Source organism: Nocardia wallacei (assembly GCF_029869545.1).
Classification (GTDB): domain Bacteria; phylum Actinomycetota; class Actinomycetes; order Mycobacteriales; family Mycobacteriaceae; genus Nocardia; species Nocardia wallacei_A.
Map to the genome: position 1 here is coordinate 1 of NZ_JARWQD010000062.1, position 24,640 is coordinate 24,640.

Sequence of the window (24,640 nt, forward strand, 5' to 3'; positions counted from 1 at the left end):
TTGGGCGTAACCGGGGCGGGGTGGCTTCTGTTATCAGGTGGCTACCCATCCCCGTTTGGGGGGTTCCCCGGGCGCCCGGGTGGGGCTGGCCCTAGGGGGTCGTCGACGGCGAGATCCGCTGGAGCTACACCGAACTCGTGGACCGGGTGCGCCGGGCCGCGGGCGCCTTCGCCGCGGCCGGGATCGGCAAGGGCGACCGGGTCGCGGTCTGGGCGCCGAATTCGGCGGAGTGGATCGTCGCGGCGTTCGGGCTGCTCACCGCGGGCGGGGTGCTGGTGCCGGTGAACACCCGGCTGAAAACCGAAGAGGCCCACGACATCATCCGGCGCAGCGGCGCCAAGGCGGTGGTGGTGCAGCAGGGCTTCCTCGGCACCGAGTACGCCGCCGACGTGCCCGTGATCGACCTGAAATCCGATTTCCTCTGCGGCAAAACGTCTTTCGAGGCGGCGATGGACGGCACCGATATCGCCGACATCGTCTACACCTCGGGCACCACGGGGCGCCCCAAGGGCGTGATGATGAATCATCTGCAGACCCTTCGCCTGTACGCGGAGTGGTGCGAGCTGGCCGATCTGCGCGAGGGTGACCGCTATCTGATCGTCAACCCGTTCTTCCATACCTTCGGGTACAAGGCGGGCCTGATCGCGTCGCTCATTCGCGGTGCGACGATTCTCCCGGTGCCGGTATTCGACGTGGACCGGGTGCTGGAACTTATTGCGCGCGAGCGGATCACGATGCTGCCTGGTCCGCCCACGCTCTATCACTCGCTGCTGGCGGCGCGGGGTGAGCACGATCTGTCGTCGCTGCGGGCGGCCGTCACCGGCGCCGCCGACATCCCGGTCGAGCTGATTCGCCGGGTGCGCGAGGAGCTTCCGTTCCGGACCATCATGACCGGCTACGGGCTCACCGAGGCCGGGACAGCCACCGCGTCCCGCCCCGGCGACACCTTCGAGCAGATCGCCACCACGGCCGGACATCCCTGCGACGGCGTGGAATTGCGCATCGCGGACGACGGCGAGGTGCTCGTGCGCGGCTACAGCGTGATGCAGGGCTACTGGGACGACCCGCGCGCCACCGCCGAGGCGATCGACGCCGAGGGCTGGCTGCACACCGGGGATCTGGGCAGCCTCGAGGCCGGCGGCCGACTGCGCATCACCGGGCGCAAGAAGGACATGTTCATCGTCGGCGGATTCAATGCCTACCCCGCCGAGATCGAGGGCTTCCTGCTCGAGCACCCGGCCGTGCTGCAGGCCGCGGTGATCGGGGTGCCGGACGAGCGGCTCGGGCAGGTCGGGCGCGCGTTCGTGGTCAAGCAGGGCGCGCTCACCGAAGACGAGTTGATCGCCTGGAGCCGCGACCGGATGGCCGGATTCAAGGTCCCCCGCTCGGTGCGATTCCTGGACGAACTGCCCCTCAACGCCACCGGCAAGGTCATGAAGGACCAACTGCGCTGATTACTCGAGCCGCTACTGACGCGGCCCTTCGAGAATCGTCACCGCCGACACCGCCGTCGGCCCGCCGATATTGTGCGCCAGGCCGATTCGCGCCCCGTCGACCTGGTTGGCGGCGGTGCCGCGTAGTTGTTCGAACAGTTCCACGCACTGCGCGACACCGGTCGCCCCGGGCGGATGGCCCTTGGACTTCAGCCCGCCGCTCGGGTTCACCGGGAGCCCGCCACCGACGGCGGTCACGCCCGCCTCCACCAGCTTGTGCGCCTCGAATCGGTCCGCGAAGCCCAGGTCCTCGTAGCTGATCAGCTCGATACCGGTGAAGAAGTCGTGCACCTCGGCGACATCGATGTCGGTCGGGCGCAGACCGGCCATGGTGAATGCCGCCCGGGCCGCGCGGACCGTGGCGGGGAACGTGGTCATATCCCGTTTGTGCTGGTGCATCACCGAATCCAGCCCGAGCCCGACACCGCGCACCCAGACCGGGCGATCGGTGTAGCGGTCCACCACGTCCTCGGCGGCCAGGATCAGCGCCGCGGCGCCGTCGCTCTGCGGCACGCAGTCGTAGACGCCGAGCGGGTCGGCGACGATCGGCGCCTCCAGCGCCTGTTCGAGGGTGATCTCGAAACGCAGGCGCGCCTTGGGATTTCGCGCGCCGTGCCGGTGGTTCTTGACCGCCACCATGGCCAAATGCTCGCGGGTGGCGGGGGATTCGTGCAGATAGCGGTTCACGTGCAGCGCGAATCCGGCGGGACCGAACAGGCCCAGCTGGTAGTCCCACGCCGGGTCCCGCATCAGCATGCCCCACTCCCCGAGCAGGTCCTTCTGCGCGGTCTCGCGCAGCTTGTCCGCGCCGATCACCAGTGCCACGTCGAAGGCACCGGACGCGATCCCGAACAGCGCGTTGCGCACGGCGTCATTGCCTGTGGCACAAGAGTTCTCGATATGCGTGACGGGAATGCCGGGCACACCCAGCGCGTCGGCCAGCACACCGGCCGGCGGCCCGTCGGTCGTGCCCATCGCCCCGAACCAGGCCGCCTCCAGCTCCTCCGGCCGCAGCCCCTTGTCGACCGCGGCCACACATTCCGCGAAGGCCATCGGCAACAGATCCTTGATACCGAGCGCGAAATGCTCGGCGAATGTAGTCATCCCCGCCCCGACAACGGCTACCTTACGCACGCGACCTCCTCGGTCCCTGGGGTGTCGGGGCGGTCATGCCGCCTCCTCCGGTTCGAAGGCGTAGCCGTAGTCGGGCACGCCGGAGCGGATCGCCACGCGCCGTAGCACCATGCGGCCTCGGGTGCCGATCGTGGCGGTGGCCGGGTCGGCGCCGGTCACCTTGGCCAGGGCACGCACGTCGACATCGTCGAGTTCGACGATCACCAGCGAGTACGGGCTGCGGGAACCCGGGACCGGGATCCGCACGGTCGTCTCGGCGTAGACGGTGCCGGTGCGCGGCAGCGGCACTAGCGTGTAGTCGGTGCTCAGCTTGCCGTCGGGGCCGACGCGGTAGCGCGGCGGGAAGTCGAGTTCCGCACTGCCGCCGTGACATCCGGCCTCCCAGCGCACCTTGGCCTCGAATGCCCGCTCGTAGGCGGCCAGCGAGATCGGCAGGTCGCCGCCGGGCACGAACTCACCCGCGGGAAGCTCGCGCGGTGCGGGCTCGACCCGCCGGACCTCGGTGACCCCGGGCACCACCGTGATCCCGGAGAGATTCGCCTGTTCCACGCCGACCAGCAGCCCGTCGGCACCGTGTTCGGCCATCCAGCCCAGGGCGAAGAGCCCGGAACTCGCGCCCAGCGTCGGCAGCTGCGGCGGCGTAAGGCATTGCGCCGCAGCCTGTTTGTGGTCGACCCCGGCGACGGCCACGGGTGTGTCGAGCCAGGCCGCCGACAGCGAGGCCACCAGTCCCCGCTCGTGCAACAACCGGGGGTCGCCGTAGTCGTGCACGGCACCGACCGCGTTGCGGGTGCGCGCTGGGAGGCTGCGCGCCACCCGGGACGCGATGCGCACCTGCAGACCCGACCGCTCGGACACCAGCGCCGCCGCGGCGCCCGCCGGTTCGAGATCGACGCCGATGACCAGGGTGCGAGGGCGCGCCGAACTCAGCGCGTCCAGCGTCGCCGGTGCGCCGCCCAGCCGCTCGATCACCTCCAGCTCCGGATCCAGCCCCAGCCCGGCCAGCAGCACCGCGGCGTTGCTGCTGTCCACCAGCGGCAGGTCCCGGCTGACCAGGACGACCCGCTCCACCGGCGGGCCCTCGGCCAGCGCCGCCCGCCCGGCCTCGACCGCCAGCGTCACGGCGTCCTCGTCATCGCCGGGCACCCGGCTGTTGCGACCACCCCAGCAGGGCAGATACGTACCGATGGAAGTTATCGACGGCATCGGTCACTCCTCGCTCGCCATATCGCGCCCTAGGCGACCGCGCCCGCGGTCTTGAGCGCGATGATGCGGTCCCAGTCCAGGCCGAGCTCCAGCAGGACCTCCTCGGTATGTGCCGCGAAGGCGGGCCCGGCGCGCAGTTCCGGCGCGCTGACATCGAACTGCACCGGGCTGGACACCAGCTCCAATTCACCTGCGGGGAGCAGGTATTCGTTGGCCCGGATCTGCGCGTCCGCGCCCACCTGCCGGGAGTCCTGCACCGGCGCCCAGGGCCCGGCGAGGGTGGCGAAACGCTCGGTCCACTCGGCCAGCGTGCGGCCCTTGATCGCCTCGCGCAGGATCTGCACGGCCTCGGCGGTGTGCTCCGCGATCGCGGCGGTATCGGCGAAACGCGGATCCTCGGCCAGCTCCGGCCGGTCGATGTGGCGGCACACGTCGGCCCAGAACTTGGCCGGTTGCAGCATGACGAACGACAGGTAGCGATCGTCGGCGGTGGCGTACAACCCGGACAGCGGATTGGTGGGCGCCCCGTGCGCACCCGGCACCGGGGCCACCATCGGCTGGTCCTGGTGCGAGGACAGCGCCACCGAGTGACCGATCGACCACAGCCCGCTGCCCAGCAGCGACACGTCCACGACCGAGGGTTCCCCGGTCCGCTCCCGCCGCACCAGCGCGGCGGCGATACCCCCGGCGAGATTGGTGCCGGAGATGGTGTCGCCGAACGCCGGTCCCGGCGGCGCGATCATGCCCTCGGTGCCGGGCGGGGTGACCGTCGCCGCGACCCCGCCGCGGCACCAGAAGGCGGTCATGTCGTAGCCGCCCCGGTCGGATTCGACGCCGCGCGGGCCCAGCGCGCTGCCGCGCGCGTAGACGATACCCGGGTTCACCGCGCGGATATCGTCCACGTCGATCCCGAATTTGGCGCGGGCCCGCGGCAGGAAGCTGGTCAGGAAGACGTCCGCGCGCCGGGCCAGGTCGTAGATCACCTCGCGACCCTCGGCGACCGTCATATCGACGCCGATACTGCGCTTGCCCCGATTGGCATGCTCCACATTGGGATTCGGATCGCCCTCGACCGTGAAGGCACCCACCCGGCGCAGCCCGCGCTGCGGATCGCCGGTGACCGCGTGCTCGACCTTCACCACATCGGCGCCCCAGTCCGACAGCACCGCGCCCGCCGAGGGGACGAACCCGTACATCGCCACCTCGAGGACCCGGATACCCTCCAGCGGCTTACTCACGACACCACCTCCGCGAGGGTCTTGTGCTCCAGGAACTCCTCCAGCCCGAGCCGCCCCATCTCGCGGCCGACACCCGACTGCTTGTAGCCGCCGAACGGGACGTCGGGGTGAAAGTAGCTGCCGCCGTTGATACTCAGCGTGCCGGTGCGGATGCGCCGCGCCACCGCCTTCGCCCGGTCCGCGTCGGCGCCGAACACCGCGCCCGACAGGCCGTAGATGGAGTTGTTCGCGATGCGGACGGCCTCCTCGTCGTCGGAGTAGGGAATCAGGGCCAGCACCGGGCCGAACACCTCCTCCTGCGCGATCTCGCTGTCCGGGTCGACGTTCGCCAGCAGCGTGGGCTTGTAGAAGTAGCCCGGATCCACCTTCTCCCCGCCGGTCACCAGCGTCGCGCCCGCGGCGACCGCGCGCTGCACCATGCCGTCGACCTTGTCGCGCTGGCGGGCGCTGATCAGCGGGCCCATATAGGTTTTCGGATCGCTCGGATCGCCGTAGGTCACGTGCGCGAAGTTGGCGGCGATGAGCTCGGCGACCTTGTCGTGGTCCTGGTGCGGCACCAGCACCCGGGTGGTGAGGGCACAGCCCTGGCCCGCGTGGGTGACGACGCTGAACGCCGCGAACTGGGCGGAGGCGATGTAGTCGGCGTCGTCGAGCAGGATCATCGCCGATTTGCCGCCCAGCTCCAGGAAGACCTTCTTCACGGTGGCGCTGGCGGCGGCCATGATCTGGCGGCCGACGACGGTGGATCCGGTGAAGCTGACGACATCGACGTCCGGATGCGTGGTCATCCGCTTGCCGACCTCGATATCGGAGGAGGCCAGCACGTTCACCACGCCCGCCGGGATATCGGTGTGCCGGGCGATGATCTCGCCGAGCGCCAGGGTGGCCAGCGGGGTGTCCGGCGCGCCCTTGAGCACCACGGTGCAGCCCGCGGCCAGCGCCGGCGCCAGCTTGGCCAGCGCCAGCTGGTGCGGATAGTTGTAGGCGGCGATCGCGGACACCACACCGGCCGCCTCCCGCTCCACCCAGCGCCGGTGCTGGCGGCCGCGGGCCTCGACCTCGCCGAGGTCCTCGCTCCACGGGTAGTCGGCCAGGAGCCCGGCGTAGTAGCGCACGATCTCGATCGGCGTCTCGAGCTGGTTGCCGTGGGTGAGCATGCGGGTCGCGCCGACCTCCGCGATGGTCAGCTCGCGCAACTCCTCCACGTTGTCCCGCAGCGCCTGGTAGAGCTGGTTCAGGCAGCGAATCCGGAACTGCGGGTTCGTCGCCCAGTCGGTGGTGTCGAATGCCCGCCGGGCCGCCGCGACCGCCGCGTCCACCTCGGCCACGCCCGCCTCCGGGGCGTGGCCGTAGACCGCGCCCGTCGCGGGGTCGAGCGAGGCAAGCGTCCGCCCGGTCTCGACCAGTTGCCCGTCGATCAGCAGCCGCCGGGCCACCGTGACCGCCTGTTCCTGCGTTGACATCCCGTCTCCCTAGCCGATTGCGGAAACTATATTCTCGTCAATAGAGAATGTAACATTCGCATGGCTCCGTGGTGACAACTCGCGACGATCCGTTGGCATCCAGCAGCTCCCAGGACGGATTCGCAGTCGTGGACGCCCGACCCGTTCGGCCCGCGACGGTTGCGGGCCCGGCATGAGCGAGAGTACTGTTCTCATACTTGGAAGGGATATTCTTGTGAAGACGGCAGTGGTCACGGGCGGCGCATCGGGCATCGGACTCGGCATCGCGCAGCGTCTGCGCAGCGACGGATTACACGTCGCCACGGTGGATTTGAACCCGTCCGACGACGAATTCGCCTACCGCGCCGACGTCAGCGACCCGGAGGAGGTCACCGCGGCGCTGACCGCGGCGCGCGCCGCGCTCGGCCCCGTCACCGTGCTGGTGAACGCCGCGGGAGTGGACGGGTTCAAGCGCTTCCAGAACATCTCCTTCCCCGAGTGGCAGCGCGTGATCGAGGTGAACCTGCACGGCGTCTTCCACACCGTGCAGGCGGTGCTCCCGGACATGCTGGCCGCGGGCTGGGGCCGGATCGTGAACATCTCGTCCTCCAGCACGCATTCGGGCCAGCCGTTCATGTCGCACTACGTGGCGGCCAAGTCCGCGGTCAACGGGCTCACCAAATCCCTTGCCCTGGAACTCGGTCCGTCCGGCATCACCGTGAACGCGGTGCCGCCCGGCTTCATCGATACCCCGATGCTGCGCCGCTCCGAGGAGGCCCGCCGGCTCGGCGGCACCGTCGAGGACCACATCCAGCGCACCCCGGTCCGCAGGGTCGGCAGGCCCGAGGACATCGCCGCCGCCTGCGCATTTCTCATCTCCGAGGAGGCCGGGTACATCACCGGCCAGATCCTCGGCGTCAACGGCGGGCGCAACACCTGAGTCCGGCACGACTCCCGTCCGAGAGGAAGAACACCCGTGAAGGTCCGAGTCGATCAGGAACGCTGCCAGGGGCACACACTGTGCGCCATGATCGCTCCGAAGGCATTCGAACTCAGCGAGATCGACGGCCATTCGTCCCCGGTGGACGAAACGGTTCCCACCGATCAGCAGGAGCAGGTCCGCGAGGCCGTCCACTCCTGCCCCGAACGCGCCATCTCGATCACCGAATAGAGCGCCGCGTGGCAGAGCAGACATCCGCAGAGCCGTCGGGTCGGCCGCTGCCGCTGCTGACTCCGGACGTCGAATTCTTCTGGACCGCAGGGGCCGACGGCACGCTGCGCATCCGGGAGTGCCGCTCGTGCGCGGCGCTGATCCATCCACCGCAGCCGATCTGCCGCTACTGCCGCGGGCACGAGCTGGGGATCCGGGAGGTCTCCGGCGCGGCCACCCTGGCGAGCTTCACGGTGAACCACCGCTTCGCGCTGCCCGGACTGCCGCCGCCGTACGTGGTGGCCCAGGTGGCGCTGGTCGAGGATCCGCGAGTTCGGTTGACCACCAACATCATCGACGCCGACCCGGACGAGCTGGCGCTCGGCATGCGGGTGGAGGTGGTGTTCCGGCAGGACGGCGACGTGTGGCTGCCGCTGTTCCGGCCCGCGGCGACCCAGCCCCCGCCCGCGCCGCCGCCGGTGGACGAGATCGACCCCGCGCGCTTCGCCGACCACGTGCGCCCGATGATCCGGCAGGACAAATTCGAGGACAAGGTGGCGCTCACCGGGATCGGCATGTCGCGGCTGGGCCGTCGCCTGATGGTGCCGCCGCTGGAGCTGACGATCGAGGCGTGCGAGCGGGCCGTCGCCGACGCGGGTCTCACGCTGGACGATATCGACGGCCTGTCCTCCTACCCCGGCGGCGGGAATCTGGGCGGGTTCGGCGAGGGCGGGGTGACCGCGCTCGAGGCCGCCCTCGGCCTGCGGCCCGCCTGGCACAACGGCGGTATCGAGACCTTCGGGCCCGGCGGCTCGGTGATCGCCGCGATGACGGCGGTCGCGGCCGGGCTGGCCCGGCACGTGCTGTGCTTCCGGACGGTGTGGGAGGCGACCTTCAACGAACTGGTGAAGGCGGGGCGGATCACGCCCTCGGGCGGGCGCACCACCAGCTGGATGACCCCGTTCGGCGCCACCTCGGCCGCGCACCACCTGGCGCAGAACGCGCAGCGGCACTTCCATCGATACGGCACCACGCGCGAGACGCTCGGCTGGATCGCGCTCAATCAGCGCGCCAATGCCGAGCTGGAACCGACCGCCGTCTATCGCGATCCGATGACCATGGACGACTATCTCGCGGCCCGGCCCATCACCACCCCGTTCGGGCTCTACGACTGCGACGTGCCGTGCGACGGCGCGGTCGCGGTGATCGTCTCGGCGATCGACGCCGCCCGCGACCTGCCCGCGGCGCCGGTGCTGGTGGAGGCGGTCGGCACCCAGATCGTCGAGCGCATCGAATGGGATCAGAGCACGCTCACCCACGAGCCGCAGGTGCTCGGCCCGGCCGCGCACCTGTGGACCCGCACCACGCTGCGCCCCGGCGACGTCGACGTGGCCGAACTCTACGACGGATTCACCTTCAACTGCCTGTCCTGGATCGAGGCGCTCGGCTTCTGCGGCATCGGTGAGGCCCGCGACTTCCTCGACGGCGGCAAGGCCATCGCCCGCGACGGCACGATCCCGGTCAACACGCACGGCGGCCAGCTCTCGCACGGCCGCACGCACGGGATGGGGCTGTTGCACGAGGCGGTGGTCCAGCTGCGCGGGGCGGCGGGCGCGCGGCAGGTCGCCGACGCGCGGGTCGCGGTCGTGTCGAGCGGCGGCCTGACCCCCGGCGGCGCGATGCTGCTGCGTGCCGACTCGTGACCGCCGCGACTTCGATTGGTGCCCAATGACACTCACGCAATCCGACCTCTCCGCCGTGGACGATCCCGGGCCGGTGCCCGTGGTGGCCGATGTCGGCGGTATTCCGGTGTCGGGGCTGCTGGCGGAGGTGCCGTCGCCGCGCGCGGTACTGGTCGCGCTGCACGGCGGGGGCACCACCGCCGCCTACTTCGACTGCCCGGGGCATCCCGAGCTGTCGCTGCTGCGCGCCGCTCAGCGCCTGGGGTACACCGTACTGGCGCTGGACCGGCCGGGATACGGCAGTTCGGGTCCGTTCGCCGACGAGTTGGAGCCGCCGCGGCGCCGCGTCGATCTGATGTACGGGGGCATCGACGTCCACCTCCGGGACCGTCCGCGCGGGGCCGGGGTCTTCCTGCTGGCGCATTCGGCCGGGTGTGAACTCGCGCTGCGCATGGCGGGCGAGGATCGCGGGCGCGACCTGCTCGGACTGGAGCTGGCGGGCACGGGCCGCACCCCGCATCCGGCGGCCGAGGGGCTGCTCGGCCCGCACGCGGACGGCACCCGGCCCACCGGTGTCGGTCCGCTGCTGTGGCGGCCCCGCCGCCTGTATCCGCCCGAACTCGTCGGCGGGGCGATCATCGGCGCGCCCGGGCCCCGGCTCGAGGCGATGGCGTTCACCGACTGGGTGGACCACGAGTTGCCGCGCATCGCCGCGCGGATACGGATTCCGGTGCGCTGGAGCGTGGGCGAGTACGAGACGGTGTGGCGCAACGATCCGGCCGAACTCGCCGAAACGGCCACGCTGTTCGGCGCGGCGCCGCGGGTGGTACTCAATCTGCAGCCGAACGCCGGGCACAACACCAGCCTGGGCTACACCGCGGCGGCGTACCACCTGAAGGTGCTCTCGTTCGTGGAGGAGTGCGTGGTGGCCGCCTCGACCGGTGAGTTCACCGGTCCGGCAATACAATTCGACGGCGGCGCGCAGGCGCCGACAGGGAGGTGAGGGCTATGGACGCGGCCGATACCGCACTGGCGCTGCTGCGCCTGGTGGTGGGCGGCACCATGATCGCGCACGGTGTCAATCATTGGATCGGCGGCGGCCGGATCGCGGGGACGGGGCGCTGGTTCGCCTCGCTCGGGCTGCGCAACGGTGTCCTGCAGGCATGGCTGAGCGTGCTCACCGAGGTCGGCGCGGGCGCCCTGCTCGTGCTCGGCCTGCTCACCCCGTTCGCCGCGGCGGCCGTCGTGTCGGTCATGCTCGTCGCCGGTCTGCTGGCGCACCGCGCCAACGGCTTCTTCGTCTTCAAGGACGGCTACGAGTACGTCCTCGTACTCGCCACGGCCGCGCTGGCACTGGGCCTGCTCGGCCCCGGATGGCTGTCGCTCGACCACGCCGCGGATATCGAGATCACCGGCTGGGCGGGCGGCGGCATCGCCCTCATCCTCGGTGCGCTCGCGACCGCCGCCCTGCTGGCCGTGTTCTACCGCCCGGCACCGGCGAAGAACGAGACCGGCACCGCGGCAACGGAGGTGGGCTGATGCGGGTCGGATTCATCGGGCTCGGGAGCCAGGGCGGGCCGATGGCGCGGCGGATCGCGGAGGGCGGGTACTCGACGACGCTGTGGGCGCGGCGAGCCGCCTCGCTGGAGCCGTTCGCCGATACGCCCGCCGCGACGGCGGATTCGCCCGCGGCGCTGGCGCAGCGCAGCGATCTGGTATGCCTGTGCGTGGTCGGCGACGACGACGTGCGCGAGGTGGTGACCGGGGACAACGGCATCCTGGCCGGGCTGGCGCCGGGGTCGATCATTGCCGTGCACTCCACCGTGCACCCGGACACCTGCCGCGAACTGACGGAACTCACTGCGCCGCAGCAGTTCTCGGTGATCGACGCACCGGTCAGCGGGGGCGGCGCGGCCGCGGCGGCCGGGCGCCTGCTGGTCATGGTCGGTGGCCCCACCGAGGCCGTCGAACGGGCCCGCCCGGTGTTCGCCACCTACGCCGACCCGATCGTGCATCTCGGCGACGTCGGCACCGGGCAGGCCGCCAAACTGCTCAACAATCTGCTGTTCACCGCGAACCTCGCCACCGCCATGAATACCCTGACGCTCGGCAAGGCCCTGGGCATCACCCCCGACCGGCTCGGCGAGGTCATCACCCACGGCACCGCGAACAGCTTCGCCCTCGGCCGAATCACCTCCGCCGGAGGCACTGTGGAGCGCCTGGCCCACCACGCCGGAGACCTCCTACGCAAGGACGTCGGCCTGGTGGCCCGATTGGCCGAGTCGGCGGGTGTCGACCCGGGCGTCGTGCTGCATGCGGCCGATACCACCCTCGCCATGATGGACCGATCGCGTTGAACCACGCCTACCGAACCCGTTCCGCGCGAGGGCAGTTCGCCACAACCGCCGCCAACCGTTCTCCACCGGCGGTTTCGGAACCGGGACCGGCGAGCACCGCCCGGCACACAGAAGGACGGCCATGCTGATCGGATTCATAGGGGCGGGACGCATGGGACGTCCGATGGTCCAGCGGCTGGTAGGCGACGGGCATACGGTTCGCGCGCTGGGAAGATCGTCCGAAACTCGTTCCGCCCTGGCCGAATTCGGCGCGGAACCGGTGGAGACTGCCGCCGATGCCGTCCGCGGTGCCGACGCCGTCGTAGTCTGTGTCTTCTCCGACGACCAAGTTCGCGCGGTGTGCTCGGACGAACCTCTGCTGGGCTCGCTGTCTAGCGGGGCGACACTCATTGTGCACACCACCGGCAGTCCGCAGACGGTGGCAGACATCGCCGTCGCGGCATCCCCATACGGCATCGAGGTCATCGACGCACCGGTCAGCGGCGGCCCGCACGATATCGCCGCGGGCGAACTCACCGTATTCCTCGGCGGCAGCGACACAGCGGTATCCGCCGCGCGAAAAGTCTTGTCCGCCTACGCCGATCCGATCCTCCACGTCGGCCCGCTCGGCACCGGCCAGCGCGTCAAGCTCATCAACAACACGTTGTTCGCCGCCCAGGTGGGCCTGGTCGCCGACGCCGTCCGCCTCGGCAACCAGCTGGGCGTGGCCGAACAGACCCTCCTCGCGGCCCTCCCCCACGCCAGCAGCACGAGCCGCGCCCTCACCACCATCGCCCACAGGGGCACGGTCGAAGCCTTCCGAACCACAGCAGGCGAATTCCTGAGCAAGGACGTCACGGTGGCCCGGACCCTGGCCGCAGGACTCGGCGCAGACCTCGGAATCCTCGACACCGCCATCACCGCAGTCATCGGCGCAACCGTCAGCCGTCCGCATCCTCCTGCTCGATTCGTTGCCGAATCACCCGAACTGTCCTGTCCCTCGGAACGCGATCGGGCCAGAACACGGCAACCAGGCAAACGATCAGAGGTAGAGCGATAACGACGAACAGGCCGAGCTGCCAGTTCATGACGCCTCCGGCGTGGTCAGATCGTCCCGTTCCGTGTGCGCCCCGGTGTCCGGGAGGTAGAACTCCATGTACACCCCCGGACCGTCCTCCGGATCGTCCCCGTAGTCCTCGACTTCCAGGAAGCCGCCAGGAAACTCGAAGATTCTCGTGCGCCGTTCCATGCCAACCCCTGTAGTCCGTCGTTTGGTCAGGCTCTGACGCTATGAACCGACTATGATCCTCGTCCATGCCTATGCTCGATCATGCTCAGATTCGGTCCTACCTTCACGGAACGGCCAATACCGAGGGACAATTGGAGCCGTCCAAGCATGAACGCGCATGATCCGATCGGAGGCCAACATGCGGCTATATTTCCTCGGCAAAGGCGGCAGCGAAGGCGGAGGCTGCCCGAGTCTCTACTACACAGACCGAGACACCTACGTTGTGCAGGGGTGGCAGACGGGTACACCGGAGACCATCGAGATTCCACAGCGGCTTCTCGGCTTCCTACAGCAGGAAACGTACATCGGGGCCGCCATGACCGACACCGGCCGGGGAACTTTCGCCCTGTCTGGTGTACCTGTCACCGACACCGACGCCCTGGCCCAGATGAACATCTATCCCAACGAAACAGCTGTCGAGGTACCGAAGCTGGAAAGGACGTTCTACGGCAATGCTGCTAGTGCAGGGCGAGTCCTTCAATGACCTGTTCCGAGATGCGAAGCATGAAGCATTTCACCTAGAGGTCAGGGACAACTATTACCCGGCCGACCACCCGCCCTTGGTTCGTTACTTGGCCGACGAACCCGACAATTACGAGTGGTTTCAGCCGTGGCTGAGCCATGTTCGAGAGACAACAGCACGAGGCGTAGCAATAAACCGGGCCAGGGTGGTGACCACCCCACACAATGATTACACCCGGTATGCGAGGCATGTGGCTCACCTCAATGTGGAGGCGGGCGAAGATGTGCGGTACTTACCGCGCCATCTCATCGACCCCGATGAACTGACCGCTGATGACTGGTGGCTGTTCGACGATTCGGTGGTGTCGTTCACGGTGTTTGCACCCGGAGAAAACGGGGAGTGGTTAGGCGGCGGAGTAACCACCGACCCTCGAATTGTGGACTACATCCGCAGAGTGAAGGAACGGGTCTGGTCAATGGCGACCCCGTTATCGGAATACAGCGAGCCGTGACAGATTCACTGCATCAGGCCAAGGAAGCTCTTGGGGCGCGACTCCGAGAGCTTCGCCTGGATGCAGGCATCAGCGGCACCGAACTTGCCCGCCGTGCCGGATGGCATCAGACCAAGGTGTCGAAAATCGAGTACGGCAAGACCAAGCCCACCGACGACGATATACGCGTCTGGTGCTCCCATACAGGGACAGAAGAACAAGTACCCGACCTGATAGCCACTCTTCGCAATATCGAGGCTATGTGGGTCGAGTGGCGGCGACTGCTCGATACGGGTACCAAGCGCCGACAACAAGCCTCCATCAAACTCGAGGCCGAGACCGAGGTGATGCGCGTCTATCACCCGTTTCTGATTCCCGGATTACTCCAGACGGCAGAATACGCCGAAGGCGTACTACGGAGCGTTGTCGAATTCCAGCAAGTACCCGACGACGTGGACAAAGGTGTCTCGAAGCGGATGGAACGGCAACAGATCTTGTATCGCCGAGACCACCGATTCCATTTCGTACTTGCAGAGCAAGCACTCTATACCACCGTGGGGAACGACCAGACCATGATCGGGCAGTTGGATCGGTTGTGGGCTGTTGTAGGAATGCCCCGCGTAACTCTCGGCATCGTTCCCACCGCCGCTCCATACCGAGTCTCGATGATGAACTTCATTCTTTTCGACAAGACCAGAGCCATGGTGGAGACCGTTACGGCCGAGCTGACTATTACTCAACCACGAGAGATTGCCCAATACGGCCGAGCGTTCGATGTGCTCGCCGGTCAGTCCGTCACCGGTGACGCAGCACGAACCCTGATCCGCCGGGCACTCGAAGCCCGGCTCGGCAACTGCGACTGAGGCCGAGCCCGCGGGAGCTATGACTACTCGACCACGATGGCCCGTTCCGGGCAGGACTGTTCTGCCTCCCGGACGGCATTCTGGTACTCCTCGGGGACGTCGGTCAGGGTGACCTCGGCGTAGCCGTCGTCGGTCAGCGTGAAGACCTCGGGGCACATGCCGAGGCAGACGCCGTGGCCGCGGCAGCGGTCCTCGTCCACGGTGATCTTCATCGGGTGGTCTCCTCGACGTCGAACTCCAGGTGCAGCGCGGTCAGGCCGCGCAGGATGAATGTCGGCAGGTAGTCGTAGCGGCGGGCGTCGGCCGGGCCGTGCACGCTCTCGTCGATGCGCAGGTCGCTGGTGCGCTCGAGCAGCCGCTCGAGGGCCACCCGGGCCTCCGCGCGGGCCAGCGGCGCCCCGGGGCAGGTGTGCACGCCGCGGCCGAATGCCAAGTGCGAGCGGGCATTCGAACGATCCGCCGCAAAGACGGTGGGCTCCTCGAAGCGGCGCGGATCGCGATTGGCGGCGCCGTTCACCACCATCAGCACCGTGCCCACCGGCACCCGCGTCCCGCCGACCGTGGTGTCCACCTTGGCCAGCCGGAAGTCGCCCTTCACCGGGCTCTCCATCCGCAGCGACTCCTCGATGAAGTTCTGGATCCGGCTGCGGTCCTCGCGCAGGTACCGCTGGATGTCCGGGCGTTCGGCCAGCAGTTTCAGCGCCGAACTCAGCAGCCGGACGGTGGTCTCCTGACCGGCGGAGAACAGGTTCGCCGCCACCCGCACCACATCCAGCACCTCGGGCTGCCTGCCGTCCGGGAACGTCGCCGTGGCCATGCTGGTAAGCACGTCCCCGGTCGGGTTCGCCCGCCGATCCTCGACATAGGTCGAGAACCGGCTGTACAGGAACTCGATCGGGTTGTGCGACATGCCTTCCCCGTCGGTGCTGCCGACGCTGGCGCCCTCCCGGTGCGGGTCGCGCTGCAGCGCCTGCAGGAACTCCTCCTGATCGGCCTCCGGCACGCCCAGCAGGTCGGCGATCACGTACAGCGTGAACGGCCCGGCGAACTCCCGGATGCAGTCGCCGCCGGTGGCCAGATAGTCGTCCAGCAGCCGATCGGCGATGGTCCACATCGCCGCCTCGTTCTCCTTCAGCCGCTTCGGCGTGATCAGCCGCATCAGCAGGGCGCGATGGTCGGTATGGACCGGCGGGTCCAGCGTCGGCAGCTGATCGCTCATCGGCAGGGTGTCCCGGTGCTCGGCGATGAGCGCGTCGACATCGGACGAATCATCCAGCGGCACAGGGAAACCCGGGAAGGGCCCGGTCACCGAGATACAGGAGGAGAACCGCTCGACGTCGTTGTAGACCTCGAGCGCCTCCTCGTACCCGGTCACCATCATCACGTCGTGGTGTTTCTCGCGATGCACCGGGCACTGCGCCCGCAACGCGTCGAAATACGGATACGGATCGTCGACCAGCTCCCGGCCGAGAAAGAAGTCCAGCTCTTCGAAGTTTTTCACGACCCGACGGTTCCCTTCGACAACCGCGACCAGCACGCCCTCCGGACCGTTCGCCAGTCGGCTTCCGCAATTGAGAATCTTGCTCTCACATGTGAGTATGAGATTTCCACAGTTGTAGCCCCGCGTCAACCAGAGGACCGGCACATGCCCCACGATCCCACCGCCGACCAGCGGTTCTTCCAGGCAACCACCCGCGATTTCCTCGCCGACACCGTGCCCATCGGCACCGTGCGGGAACTCGGTGCGGCGGGCACCGGCTTCGACCGCGACTGGTGGCGGCGCGGCGCCGAGCTGGGCTGGACGGCCATGCTCGTCCCCGAAAGCCTCGGCGGCGGAACGATTTCCGGCCGCCCCATGACCGAGCTCGCCCTGATCGCGGCGGAACTGGGCCGCGCCTGCGCACCGGGCCCGTTCGTCACGACCAACGCCGTCCTCGCCGGGCTGGCCCCGCACGCCGATCGGCTGCCGGAGGTCGTGACCGCCGTCGCGACCGGCGAGCGCATCGCGACCTGGGCGGTGTACGAGCCGGGTCGCGGTTTCGACGTCCTCGCCACGCGCGGCGACGGCGCTGCCACCCAAGCCCGGCCCGAGGGCACCGGTTATCGGCTGACGGGAGTCAAAGACCGCGTGGAGGCCGGTGACCAGGCCGAGGTCTTCCTCGTCACCGCGGCGGGCCCGGCGGGACCGGTGCAGGTGCTCGTCCCCGCCGATGCGCCCGGTGTCACCGTGGAACCGGCGTGGACCCTGGACCTGGTCCGGCGCACCGCGCGGGTGTCGTTCGACGATGTCGCCGTCCCCGCCGACGCCGTCACGCACACCGGCGCCGACGCCGAATCAGCCGTCCGCGCACAGACTCTCACCGCCGCGACCCTGGCCGCCGCGGAGACGGTGGGCGCCACCGGGACCGCGCTCGACGCGACCCTCGCGTGGCTGTCCGACCGCTACACCTTCGGCCGCCCGCTGGCCTCCTATCAGGCGCTCAAACATCGCATGGCCGACAACAAGACCTGGCTGGAGGCGTGCCGGGCGACCACGACCGCCGCCGCCGCGGCCTGGGACGACGACGATCCGGCCACCGCGGCCGAGGCGGTCAGCATCGCGAAATCGTATGTGGGCGCGAAGGCTCCGGTGATCGCCCAGGACTGCGTGCAGCTGCACGGAGGTATCGGCGTCACGTGGGAACACGACCTACATCTGTATCTGCGGCGAATCACCCTGGGCCGCACCCTCTACGGCACCCCCGAGGAACACCGCCGCCACATCACCGACCTGCTCACCGCCGCCTGAGACCACCGTCGTTCCGGAGCCACACAAGGAAGGTGCCGTCGTTATGACCACCGATATGGATCCCGCAACCGCCCTCGAGCCCGTCGCCGAGTTCCGTGAGCGCGCCCGGGGCTGGTTGCGGGAGAATCTGCCGCCCGCGCCCCCGCCGGACGGCGACGCCTACGGCGAGCGGGCGTGGGATCGCGCCCGGCAGGTGCAGCGGATCCTGTACGACGGGGGGTTCGCGGGGATCTGCTTCCCCGCGGAGTACGGCGGCCAGGGCCTGACCCCGGCCCATCAGCTGGCCTTCACCGAGGAATCGCTCCCCTACGAGATGCCGCTGCTGTTGAACGTCCCCACGCTGGCCATCTGCGCGGCGACGCTGCTCGAGCTCGGCACCGAGGAGCAGAAGCGGGCCCACCTGCCCGCGGTGCTGCGCGGCGAGGAGATCCTGGTCCAGTTCCTGTCCGAACCGCAGGGCGGCTCGGATCTGGCCGGGCTCACCACCCGCGCCGAGCGCGACGGCGAGCGCTGGATCCTCAACGGCTCCAAGATCTGGAGTTCCGGCGCGTACGCCGCCGACTACGGGCTGTGCCTGGCCCGCACGAACTGGGACGCGCCCAAACATCGCGGGCTCACCCTGTTCCTGGTGCCGGTGCGCGCCGCGGGCGTGACGGTGCAGCGGATCAAACAGGTCACCGGTTCGACCGAGTTCTGCCAGGAGTTCTTCGACGATGTCGCACTGCCCGAGGAGGCGGTGCTGGGCCGGGTCGACGAGGGCTGGGAGGCCGCGACACAACTGCTGACCCATGAGCGCGCCGCCCTCGGCGGCACCTCGCCCTACACCAGCGGCGCCCGCCCGCACCTGGGCGGCGAGGTGGACCGTCTACTCGAATTGGCCCGCGCCACAGGACAATTGGACGACCCACGCACCCGGGAGGACATCGGCGAGGCACGGGCCATGAACGTGGTCCGCGACCAGCTCATCGACCATGTCACCGCGGCGATCACCAGCGGCGCCCTACCGCCCTCGGCGGGCGCCGTCACCCGGCTGTTCAGCGCCGAAAACGCCTGGCTGCAAACGGATATGGCCGTCCGCATAGCCGGTTCGACCGCCACCACACAGCATCCCGGAGATCCGGCCGACACCGAAAAGGTCGGCCTCGACTACCTGTTCCGCGCGGCCTGGAGCCTGGCAGGCGGCAGCACCGAGATGGCCCGCAACGTCATCAGCGAACGCGTACTGGGCATGCCCCGCGAATACGCCGCCGACCGCAACGTCCCGTTCAACCAGATCGAGCGCGGGCGCCGGTGAGGCCGTTGCGGCGGTATGGGATCGGTGCGGCGGGGCGCGGACACAGTGTCAGCGCCCCCGCCACCGCGGCGTCCGTTTCTCGGCGAATGCCCTCGGCCCCTCTTGCGCGTCCTCGCTCGTATAGCACTCGACCGCGGCATGCCGAGCCGCCTGTAATGCTGCGGCTCGGCCCATCTCGGTCGCCAGCATGACTGTGTCGCGGGCCGCTTTGACCGACAGTGGGGCGCCCGCGAGGATCTCGGAGGCCAATCCCACTGCGGCGTCGAGTAATTCGGCGGGCTCGGCGAGGCGGTTCACCAGGCCGATCTCGTAGGCGCGGCGGGCATCGATGGGCCGCCCGGTGAGCAGTAGTTCCATCATGATCCGCTGCGGGATCATGTGGATCAGCGGCGCCGCCCACGGTGAGCTGCGGCCGACCTTCACCTCGGTGACCGCGAAGGTGGCGCTCGTGCTCGCCACGCACAGATCGCACGCCTGGGCGATCATCCAGCCGCCCGCGAAGGCCGCGCCGTTGACCGCGGCGATGGTGGGCTTGGACAGCTCGACGGTGTCGTAGGGCACCGGGAACATCTCGCGCGGCGGCACACCCATCCCGCGCTCGACCATCTCCTCGAGATCGCCGCCCGCGCAGAACGCCTTGGTTCCCGCACCGGTGAGGATGGCGACACGCAGCCCGGCGTCGTTCTCGAACCGGTCCCACGCCTCGAACAGTCCCGCCCGCACGTCGGCCGACAGGCAATTGCGCCGCTCGGGCCGGTTCAGGGTGATCACCGCGATACCGTCCGGCCGGGCATCGAACAGCACGGCATCCGACATCAGAACCCTCTCCGCTGGATCGCGTGCGCCGCCCGCTCCAGCTCCTCGCGAAAATCGGGGTGCGCCACCGCGATCAGCCGTCGCGCGCGCTCGGGCAGGGTCCGGCCCGCGAGTTCGGCCGCGCCGAATTCGGTGACGATGACGTCGACGTCGCTGCGCGCCGTGGTGACCGGCCCGCCGAGCGTCGCGGTGATCCGGCTGACCGTGCCACGCTTGGCGGTGGCGGGCAGGGCGATGATCGCGTGGCCGCCCGGCGAGCGCATCCCCGCCCGGACGAAATCCACCTGTCCTCCGGTACCGCCCAGGTAGGCCGCGCCGCTCTGTTCGGCGTTCACCTGCCCGGTGAGGTCGACCTCCACCGCGGAGTTGACCGTGACCAGCCGCTCGAGCTGTGCGAGCACGCCCGCGTCGTGGGTATATCCGGTGGCGCACAGCCGAATCGACGGATTGCGATCGGCGAACCGGTACAGCCGCTCGGTGCCGATGAGCGCCCCGGTCACCGAGACGCCACGGTCGATCTCCTTGCGCGCGTTCGTGACCACCCCCGCCTCCACCAGATCCACCAGGCCGTCACCGATCATGCCCGAGTGCACCCCGAGATCGGTTCTGTCGCACAGCAATCGCAGGATGGCGTCGGGAACCGCCCCGATCCCCGTCTGCAGGACGGCACCGTCCCCGATGTACGCGGCCGCGTGCTCGGCGACGGCCGCATCCACCGGGCCGACCCGAGCGGGCGGCACCTGCACCGGCGGCCTGGAAACCGTTACTGCGTAGTCGATCTCGCTCGCGGACAACCGCTCACCGCAGGTCCTCGGCACTTGATCGTTCACCTCCGCGACCACCACCCGGGCGGCGGTCACGGCCGCCCGCACGTGGTCGCCGATCAGCCCGAAGCTGTGCTCCCCGTGCTCGTCGGCGGGACTCACCTGAACGAAAGCCACGTCGCAGCCGATGATTCCGGCCTCGATCAGCGGCCCGACGCGGCTGACATGACACGGGACGATCGCGAGCCGATGCTCCGCCGCCACCGCCCGCAGCGCACCGATGGCCCCCATGCTCGACAGCGCGAACGCATCGGTCGCGGCCGGGGTGAACAGCCCCGAGAAGCTGGTCGCGACGAACACCGACAGCCCGCCGATCCCCGCGCCCTGCGCGATGAGCGACTCGATCAGCGTCGTCGGCTCACCACACGCCTGCCCCACCACGATGCGATCCCCGGGCCGCAATATCTCCCGCAGATCGAGGTCGGCGGCGTCGAGTATCGCGGTCATCCGCGCACCCGACCATCGGTGTCGGCGGCCTGCTTTCGGCTCACCGTGTCGCAGTCGCCACCAGCCCGCACTCGCCCCACCACCTCCTCGGTATCCGCGCCCAGCCTCGGCGCGGGACCCGCGACGCGCCCCGGGGTGCGGGAGAACCAGGTCGGTGGTCCCGGGAAGCGCACGGGGCCGTTCGGGGTGTCGACGGTCTCGAAGAAGCCGGTGTCGAGCAGGTGCGGGTTGTCGAACAGGTCGTCCAGCGAGCGCACCGGCGCCACCGGGATGTCCAGTGCCCGTAGCAGTTCCAGCCACTCGCCGGTGGTGCGTCCGGCGAATGTCTCGGCGAGCCGGGCGTAGACGGTGTCGATCCGCGCGGCCCGCTGCTCCAAGGTGGCGAATTCCGTTCCGGCCCAGGCCGGTTGCACGGCCTCGACGAACGCCGTCCACTGCTTGTCGTTGTAGACCAGCGCGGAGATGTACCCGTCCGCGGTGCGGTAGGGCCGCCGATTCGGCGTCACCGCACGGGGATACGCCGCACCGCCCAGCGGCGGCTGGAACAGCGCCCCGTTCGCGTGTTCGACGAGCATGAACGCCGCCATGGTCTCGAACATGGCGACCTCGACCTCCTGCCCCTCCCCGGTGCGTTCGCGGTGGAACAGCGCCATCGTGGTGGCATACAGGGCGGTCAGCCCGCCGATCTTGTCGGCCATGATGGTGCCGACATAGCCTGCGTCGCCGGTCAACCGCTGCTGGACGTACGGCAGCCCGCATTCGGCCTGGATGGTGTCGTCGTAGGCGGTGCGGTCCGCGTCGCGCCCGCGCCGGCCGTAGCCGTAGCAGTTGGTGTAGACGATGGCGGGATTCAGGGCCGTCACCTCCGCGTAGCCGAACCCCAGTCGCTCGATCGCCGCCCCGCGCATCGAGTGGATGAAAACGTCTCCCGCCGTGACGAGTTCGCGCAGTGCCGCCTTGTCACGGTCCGTGCGCAGATCCAGGACCACACTGCGTTTCCCGCGGTTGACGTTGACGAAGACACCGGACATCCCCCGCTCCGGGCCGACCGAGATGTAGCGGGTGTTGTCCCCCGCGGGCGGCTCGATCTTGATGACCTCGGCACCCATATCGGCCATGATCTGCGTGCAGTACGGGCCCATGACCATCGCCGTCAGGTCGATGACACGGATTCCGGACAGCGGACCTGCATGTTCCATCGCCACGTCCTTGTTCACGACCGCACCGGCGCCGGTGCACGGACCCGCATTTCTCGGCGCATTCCGGTCTATCTGATGAATCTTTATAAGGATAGTGATATCAAGAACGGTGTGGACAGTGTCAATGGCGCGGGCCCGCTCCGGCCGATCGCGCGGATCCTCGACGCGGCGCGTCCCGACGCCCCGGCCGTCGAAGCCGCCTCGGGCACTTGGACTTACGCCGAACTCGACGCGCGGGCCGATCGCGCGGCGGCCGCACTCTGGGCACTGGGCGTGCGGCCGGGCGACCGTGTCGCCGCCTGCCTGCCCAACGATCTCGGTATCGTCGCCGCCTTCCACGGCGCCCAGCGCATCGGCGCGGTGTGGGCGGGCATCGCCGAGGCCCTGTCGGCGAGCGAGCAGCAGCGACTGGCCGACCTGTGCGCGCCCGCCGCGGTCCTGGCCGGGCCCCGCTGCCTCGTGGCATCTCCCGCCGTCGTCGACGACGACCGGTGGTCGGCCCTGCTGCGCTGCGCACCGGCGGCGCCCCGCATCGACCACGACCTCGACGCCCCGGCCGGAATCGCCTTCACCAGTGGCACTTCCGGCGCACCGAAGGCAGTGGTACACAGCCAGCGCAACCTGCTGCTGCCCGGCGCCATGCTGGTCGCCACCCGGGGCTGGGGCCCCGAGCTGCGCAAGGGCGACAGCTTCCCGTTCACCGTGCTCAATATGCTGGTGCTGTCGACACTGCTCACCGCCCAGGCAGGCGGCTGCGCGGTGGTCATGGATCGCCGCGACGTCGACGGTGTGGCCGAGTGGATCGCCGCGCACCGGGTCACCGTCTGGAACGGCGCACCGGCCCAGCTCTATGATCTCGCCCGCCGCCCGAACCTGGACCTCGGGTCGCTGCGCGAGGTGTGGAGCGGCGCCAGCGACACCCCCGATTCGGTGCGCACCGATTTCGCCGCGGCCCACGGACCGGTCCCCCGCGCCACCTACGGCCTGACCGAGGCGCCGACCGTCGTCTCGATCGATCCGCCCGGAAGCCAATGGATCTCGGGCAGCAGCGGTTCGGTGCTTCCGCAGTACGACGTCGCCGCCTACGACGACGAGGGCCGCCGCCTGCCGCCCGGCGAGCCCGGCGAACTGCGGCTCGCCGCCGCGACCACGGGCCCGTGGGCCGGGCTCTGGACTCCGGCGCTCGGCTACTGGTCCGACGGCAGGGTGCGACCCGCACCGCCCGGCCCGTTCCCGACCGGCGATATCGGGACGGTCGATGCCGCCGGACGCCTCTCCGTGCTGGACCGCAAGAAGATGGTGATCATCCGCGGCGGCGCGAACGTCTATCCACTCGAGGTGGAGCGGGTCCTCGGCGCGCACCCCGGCGTCGCGAAGGCCGCCGTCTGCGGGATACCCGACGAACGCCTCGGCCAGAAGGTGGCCGCGGTGATCGAAAGCGTCGGCCCGGCAGTGGATTTCGATGAGCTCGCCGCGCTGTGCCGACGGGAACTGGCGGGCTACAAGGTTCCCGAGATCTGGTCGCGTGTCGACGCCCTCCCGCTCAACGTCATGGGCAAGATCGAGCGAACCCGGATTCCCGAACTCGTCACCGCACCGGAGAGGCGACCGTGAGCGCGCCGCGGGACCGCGTCGCCGACCTGTTCGGCCTGCACGGCCGGGTCGCGATCGTGACCGGTGCGTCGTCGGGACTCGGCGCGACGGTCGCGGAGAATCTGGCCGCGCTCGGCGCGCGAGTGGCGGTGGTGGCGCGGCGCGCCGATCGGCTGGCAGAACTGGCCGCGCGGATCGGCGGCCATCCCGTGGCCTGCGATCTGGCCCTGGAGGTCGAGACCGTGGTGCCCTCGGTGGTGGCCGCCCTGGGACCGCCGGAGATCCTGATCAACGCGGCCGGGAACCGGTTCTCCGAGGATCCCGCGGAATCGGAGACCCACGAAGCGATCCAGCGCACCCTCGCGCTCAACCTGGTCGCTCCCTTCCGGCTGGCGCAGGAAGTGTTCCCGCACATGCGTTCCCATGGGCGGGGTTCGATCGTCAACATCTCCTCGATCAGCGGCCGCGTCGGCGTGCCCGGCATCCCGCAGGCGTCCTACGCCGCCGCCAAATCCGGGCTCTCGGGCCTCACGGCCGAGCTCGCCGTGCAGTGGGCGCGGCACTCGATCCGAGTGAATACGGTGGCGCCCGGCTTCTTTCGCAGCGAGATCACCGACAGCCTCTACGACGACGAACGCGGCGCGCGATACCTGCGCCGCAACACCCCGCTGCCCACCGAGGCGAATCCCGGGGACATCGTCGGCGCCGTCGTCTGGCTCGCCGGAGATGCGGCCCGGTACGTGACCGGCCAGACCGTCGTCGTGGACGGAGGGTGGACCGCCCGCTGACCGGACCCGGCAGCCGATTGACATCCCGAAATAACGATGGAAGTATTATTCGCACTAGTGGAGAATTATATTCTCGCAGGTCATATGCGACGCGAGAGCCCACTGG

Annotated in this window: 24 protein-coding genes and 1 pseudogene; 15 read left to right on the top strand and 10 right to left on the bottom strand. The window is 69.4% G+C overall.

Going from position 1 to position 24,640, the window contains the following annotated elements; translation table 11 throughout:
- Positions 1-98: 98 nt before the first annotated feature.
- Positions 99-1,454, top strand: a pseudogene (locus QH290_RS03390) (FadD3 family acyl-CoA ligase); the annotation flags it as partial.
- A 12-nt stretch (positions 1,455-1,466) separates the two neighbouring features.
- Here the strand turns inward: QH290_RS03390 and QH290_RS03395 are convergent.
- Genes QH290_RS03395 through QH290_RS03410 form a run of 4 tightly spaced genes read right to left on the bottom strand, consistent with a single transcriptional unit; the run spans position 1,467 to position 6,534 of the window.
- Complete coding sequence (locus QH290_RS03395; RefSeq protein ID WP_280266934.1) at positions 1,467-2,627, bottom strand: thiolase C-terminal domain-containing protein; 1,161 nt, start codon at positions 2,625-2,627, stop codon at positions 1,467-1,469.
- Positions 2,628-2,660: 33 nt separating this feature from the next.
- On the bottom strand, positions 2,661-3,833 hold the full coding sequence (locus QH290_RS03400; RefSeq protein ID WP_280381917.1) for an OB-fold domain-containing protein: 1,173 nt from the start codon (positions 3,831-3,833) through the stop codon (positions 2,661-2,663).
- A 29-nt stretch (positions 3,834-3,862) separates the two neighbouring features.
- Positions 3,863-5,071, bottom strand: coding sequence for a CaiB/BaiF CoA transferase family protein (locus tag QH290_RS03405; RefSeq protein WP_280266937.1), 1,209 nt, complete (start codon positions 5,069-5,071; stop codon positions 3,863-3,865).
- Positions 5,068-6,534 (bottom strand): aldehyde dehydrogenase family protein, encoded by a 1,467-nt coding sequence (locus QH290_RS03410; RefSeq protein WP_280381918.1) that lies wholly within the window; start codon positions 6,532-6,534, stop codon positions 5,068-5,070. The genes QH290_RS03405 and QH290_RS03410 overlap by 4 nt, the downstream gene beginning before the upstream one ends.
- A gap of 214 nt (positions 6,535-6,748) precedes the next feature.
- Here QH290_RS03410 and QH290_RS03415 point away from each other — a divergent pair, with 214 nt between their 5' ends.
- The 7 genes from QH290_RS03415 to QH290_RS03445 all read left to right on the top strand — a co-directional run bounded on the left by QH290_RS03415 (position 6,749) and on the right by QH290_RS03445 (position 12,741).
- Positions 6,749-7,453, top strand: a complete 705-nt coding sequence (locus QH290_RS03415; protein ID WP_280381919.1) for an SDR family NAD(P)-dependent oxidoreductase — start codon at positions 6,749-6,751, stop codon at positions 7,451-7,453.
- Positions 7,454-7,489: 36 nt separating this feature from the next.
- Positions 7,490-7,684 carry a ferredoxin gene (locus QH290_RS03420; RefSeq protein ID WP_280266941.1) on the top strand — a complete coding sequence of 65 codons (195 nt, stop codon included), beginning with the start codon at positions 7,490-7,492 and terminating at the stop codon, positions 7,682-7,684.
- 8 nt (positions 7,685-7,692) lie between these two features.
- Positions 7,693-9,366: a thiolase C-terminal domain-containing protein gene (locus QH290_RS03425; RefSeq protein WP_280381920.1), complete on the top strand. Its 1,674-nt coding sequence runs from the start codon at positions 7,693-7,695 to the stop codon at positions 9,364-9,366.
- A 25-nt stretch (positions 9,367-9,391) separates the two neighbouring features.
- Positions 9,392-10,348, top strand: a complete 957-nt coding sequence (locus QH290_RS03430; RefSeq protein ID WP_280381921.1) for an alpha/beta hydrolase — start codon at positions 9,392-9,394, stop codon at positions 10,346-10,348.
- Between the two features lie 5 nt (positions 10,349-10,353).
- On the top strand, positions 10,354-10,884 hold the full coding sequence (locus QH290_RS03435; RefSeq protein WP_280381922.1) for a DoxX family protein: 531 nt from the start codon (positions 10,354-10,356) through the stop codon (positions 10,882-10,884).
- Complete coding sequence (locus QH290_RS03440; protein WP_280381923.1) at positions 10,884-11,702, top strand: NAD(P)-dependent oxidoreductase; 819 nt, start codon at positions 10,884-10,886, stop codon at positions 11,700-11,702. Before QH290_RS03435 ends, QH290_RS03440 begins: the two co-directional genes overlap by 1 nt.
- Before the next feature lie 121 nt (positions 11,703-11,823).
- Positions 11,824-12,741, top strand: a complete 918-nt coding sequence (locus tag QH290_RS03445; protein WP_280381924.1) for an NAD(P)-dependent oxidoreductase — start codon at positions 11,824-11,826, stop codon at positions 12,739-12,741.
- 24 nt (positions 12,742-12,765) lie between these two features.
- On the opposite strand, the gene QH290_RS03450 is transcribed toward QH290_RS03445, so the two are convergent.
- Positions 12,766-12,930: a hypothetical protein gene (locus QH290_RS03450; RefSeq protein ID WP_280381925.1), complete on the bottom strand. Its 165-nt coding sequence runs from the start codon at positions 12,928-12,930 to the stop codon at positions 12,766-12,768.
- A gap of 157 nt (positions 12,931-13,087) precedes the next feature.
- Here QH290_RS03450 and QH290_RS03455 point away from each other — a divergent pair, with 157 nt between their 5' ends.
- Genes QH290_RS03455 through QH290_RS03465 form a run of 3 tightly spaced genes read left to right on the top strand, consistent with a single transcriptional unit; the run spans position 13,088 to position 14,785 of the window.
- Positions 13,088-13,453: a hypothetical protein gene (locus QH290_RS03455; RefSeq protein WP_280381926.1), complete on the top strand. Its 366-nt coding sequence runs from the start codon at positions 13,088-13,090 to the stop codon at positions 13,451-13,453.
- Positions 13,422-13,943 (top strand): DUF6879 family protein, encoded by a 522-nt coding sequence (locus QH290_RS03460; protein ID WP_280381927.1) that lies wholly within the window; start codon positions 13,422-13,424, stop codon positions 13,941-13,943. The genes QH290_RS03455 and QH290_RS03460 overlap by 32 nt, the downstream gene beginning before the upstream one ends.
- Positions 13,940-14,785 carry a helix-turn-helix domain-containing protein gene (locus QH290_RS03465; protein WP_280381928.1) on the top strand — a complete coding sequence of 282 codons (846 nt, stop codon included), beginning with the start codon at positions 13,940-13,942 and terminating at the stop codon, positions 14,783-14,785. Before QH290_RS03460 ends, QH290_RS03465 begins: the two co-directional genes overlap by 4 nt.
- Before the next feature lie 23 nt (positions 14,786-14,808).
- Here the strand turns inward: QH290_RS03465 and QH290_RS03470 are convergent, their stop codons facing one another.
- Both QH290_RS03470 and QH290_RS03475 read right to left on the bottom strand, forming a co-directional pair.
- A complete protein-coding gene (locus QH290_RS03470) occupies positions 14,809-14,997 on the bottom strand; it encodes a ferredoxin (protein WP_280266947.1) in 189 nt (62 codons plus the stop codon).
- Positions 14,994-16,286, bottom strand: a complete 1,293-nt coding sequence (locus tag QH290_RS03475) for a cytochrome P450 (protein WP_280266948.1) — start codon at positions 16,284-16,286, stop codon at positions 14,994-14,996. Before QH290_RS03475 ends, QH290_RS03470 begins: the two co-directional genes overlap by 4 nt.
- Positions 16,287-16,430: 144 nt before the next feature.
- Between QH290_RS03475 and QH290_RS03480 the strand changes: the two genes are divergently transcribed.
- Both QH290_RS03480 and QH290_RS03485 read left to right on the top strand, forming a co-directional pair.
- On the top strand, positions 16,431-17,573 hold the full coding sequence (locus QH290_RS03480) for an acyl-CoA dehydrogenase family protein (protein WP_280381929.1): 1,143 nt from the start codon (positions 16,431-16,433) through the stop codon (positions 17,571-17,573).
- 43 nt (positions 17,574-17,616) lie between these two features.
- On the top strand, positions 17,617-18,867 hold the full coding sequence (locus QH290_RS03485) for an acyl-CoA dehydrogenase family protein (RefSeq protein WP_280381930.1): 1,251 nt from the start codon (positions 17,617-17,619) through the stop codon (positions 18,865-18,867).
- A gap of 48 nt (positions 18,868-18,915) precedes the next feature.
- Here QH290_RS03485 and QH290_RS03490 read toward each other — a convergent pair whose 3' ends face one another.
- The 3 genes from QH290_RS03490 to QH290_RS03500 are packed head-to-tail and all read right to left on the bottom strand — an operon-like array spanning position 18,916 to position 22,153.
- Positions 18,916-19,683: an enoyl-CoA hydratase/isomerase family protein gene (locus QH290_RS03490; RefSeq protein WP_280266952.1), complete on the bottom strand. Its 768-nt coding sequence runs from the start codon at positions 19,681-19,683 to the stop codon at positions 18,916-18,918.
- On the bottom strand, positions 19,683-20,954 hold the full coding sequence (locus QH290_RS03495) for an acetyl-CoA hydrolase/transferase family protein (RefSeq protein WP_280381931.1): 1,272 nt from the start codon (positions 20,952-20,954) through the stop codon (positions 19,683-19,685). Before QH290_RS03495 ends, QH290_RS03490 begins: the two co-directional genes overlap by 1 nt.
- Complete coding sequence (locus tag QH290_RS03500) at positions 20,951-22,153, bottom strand: CaiB/BaiF CoA transferase family protein (RefSeq protein WP_280381932.1); 1,203 nt, start codon at positions 22,151-22,153, stop codon at positions 20,951-20,953. The genes QH290_RS03495 and QH290_RS03500 overlap by 4 nt, the downstream gene beginning before the upstream one ends.
- Before the next feature lie 111 nt (positions 22,154-22,264).
- Between QH290_RS03500 and QH290_RS03505 the strand changes: the two genes are divergently transcribed.
- Together QH290_RS03505 and QH290_RS03510 are read left to right on the top strand one after the other, a co-directional pair.
- The gene (locus QH290_RS03505; protein WP_280381933.1) at positions 22,265-23,767 is read left to right on the top strand and encodes a class I adenylate-forming enzyme family protein; all 1,503 of its coding nucleotides are present in this window, start codon (positions 22,265-22,267) and stop codon (positions 23,765-23,767) included.
- A complete protein-coding gene (locus QH290_RS03510; protein WP_280381934.1) occupies positions 23,764-24,534 on the top strand; it encodes an SDR family NAD(P)-dependent oxidoreductase in 771 nt (256 codons plus the stop codon). Before QH290_RS03505 ends, QH290_RS03510 begins: the two co-directional genes overlap by 4 nt.
- Positions 24,535-24,640 lie beyond the last annotated feature (106 nt).

Bases quoted from the DNA above. Each gene is read 5' to 3' on its own strand.
- QH290_RS03400 (WP_280381917.1), bottom strand. From the start codon at position 3,833: ATGCCGTCGATAACTTCCATCGGTACGTATCTGCCCTGCTGGGGTGGT.
- QH290_RS03410 (WP_280381918.1), bottom strand. From the start codon at position 6,534: ATGTCAACGCAGGAACAGGCGGTCACGGTGGCCCGGCGGCTGCTGATC.
- QH290_RS03430 (WP_280381921.1), top strand. From the start codon at position 9,392: ATGACACTCACGCAATCCGACCTCTCCGCCGTGGACGATCCCGGGCCG.
- QH290_RS03435 (WP_280381922.1), top strand. From the start codon at position 10,354: ATGGACGCGGCCGATACCGCACTGGCGCTGCTGCGCCTGGTGGTGGGC.
- QH290_RS03440 (WP_280381923.1), top strand. From the start codon at position 10,884: ATGCGGGTCGGATTCATCGGGCTCGGGAGCCAGGGCGGGCCGATGGCG.
- QH290_RS03445 (WP_280381924.1), top strand. From the start codon at position 11,824: ATGCTGATCGGATTCATAGGGGCGGGACGCATGGGACGTCCGATGGTC.
- QH290_RS03450 (WP_280381925.1), bottom strand. From the start codon at position 12,930: ATGGAACGGCGCACGAGAATCTTCGAGTTTCCTGGCGGCTTCCTGGAA.
- QH290_RS03455 (WP_280381926.1), top strand. From the start codon at position 13,088: ATGATCCGATCGGAGGCCAACATGCGGCTATATTTCCTCGGCAAAGGC.
- QH290_RS03460 (WP_280381927.1), top strand. From the start codon at position 13,422: ATGCTGCTAGTGCAGGGCGAGTCCTTCAATGACCTGTTCCGAGATGCG.
- QH290_RS03470 (WP_280266947.1), bottom strand. From the start codon at position 14,997: ATGAAGATCACCGTGGACGAGGACCGCTGCCGCGGCCACGGCGTCTGC.
- QH290_RS03480 (WP_280381929.1), top strand. From the start codon at position 16,431: ATGCCCCACGATCCCACCGCCGACCAGCGGTTCTTCCAGGCAACCACC.
- QH290_RS03485 (WP_280381930.1), top strand. From the start codon at position 17,617: ATGACCACCGATATGGATCCCGCAACCGCCCTCGAGCCCGTCGCCGAG.
- QH290_RS03490 (WP_280266952.1), bottom strand. From the start codon at position 19,683: ATGTCGGATGCCGTGCTGTTCGATGCCCGGCCGGACGGTATCGCGGTG.
- QH290_RS03495 (WP_280381931.1), bottom strand. From the start codon at position 20,954: ATGACCGCGATACTCGACGCCGCCGACCTCGATCTGCGGGAGATATTG.
- QH290_RS03500 (WP_280381932.1), bottom strand. From the start codon at position 22,153: ATGGAACATGCAGGTCCGCTGTCCGGAATCCGTGTCATCGACCTGACG.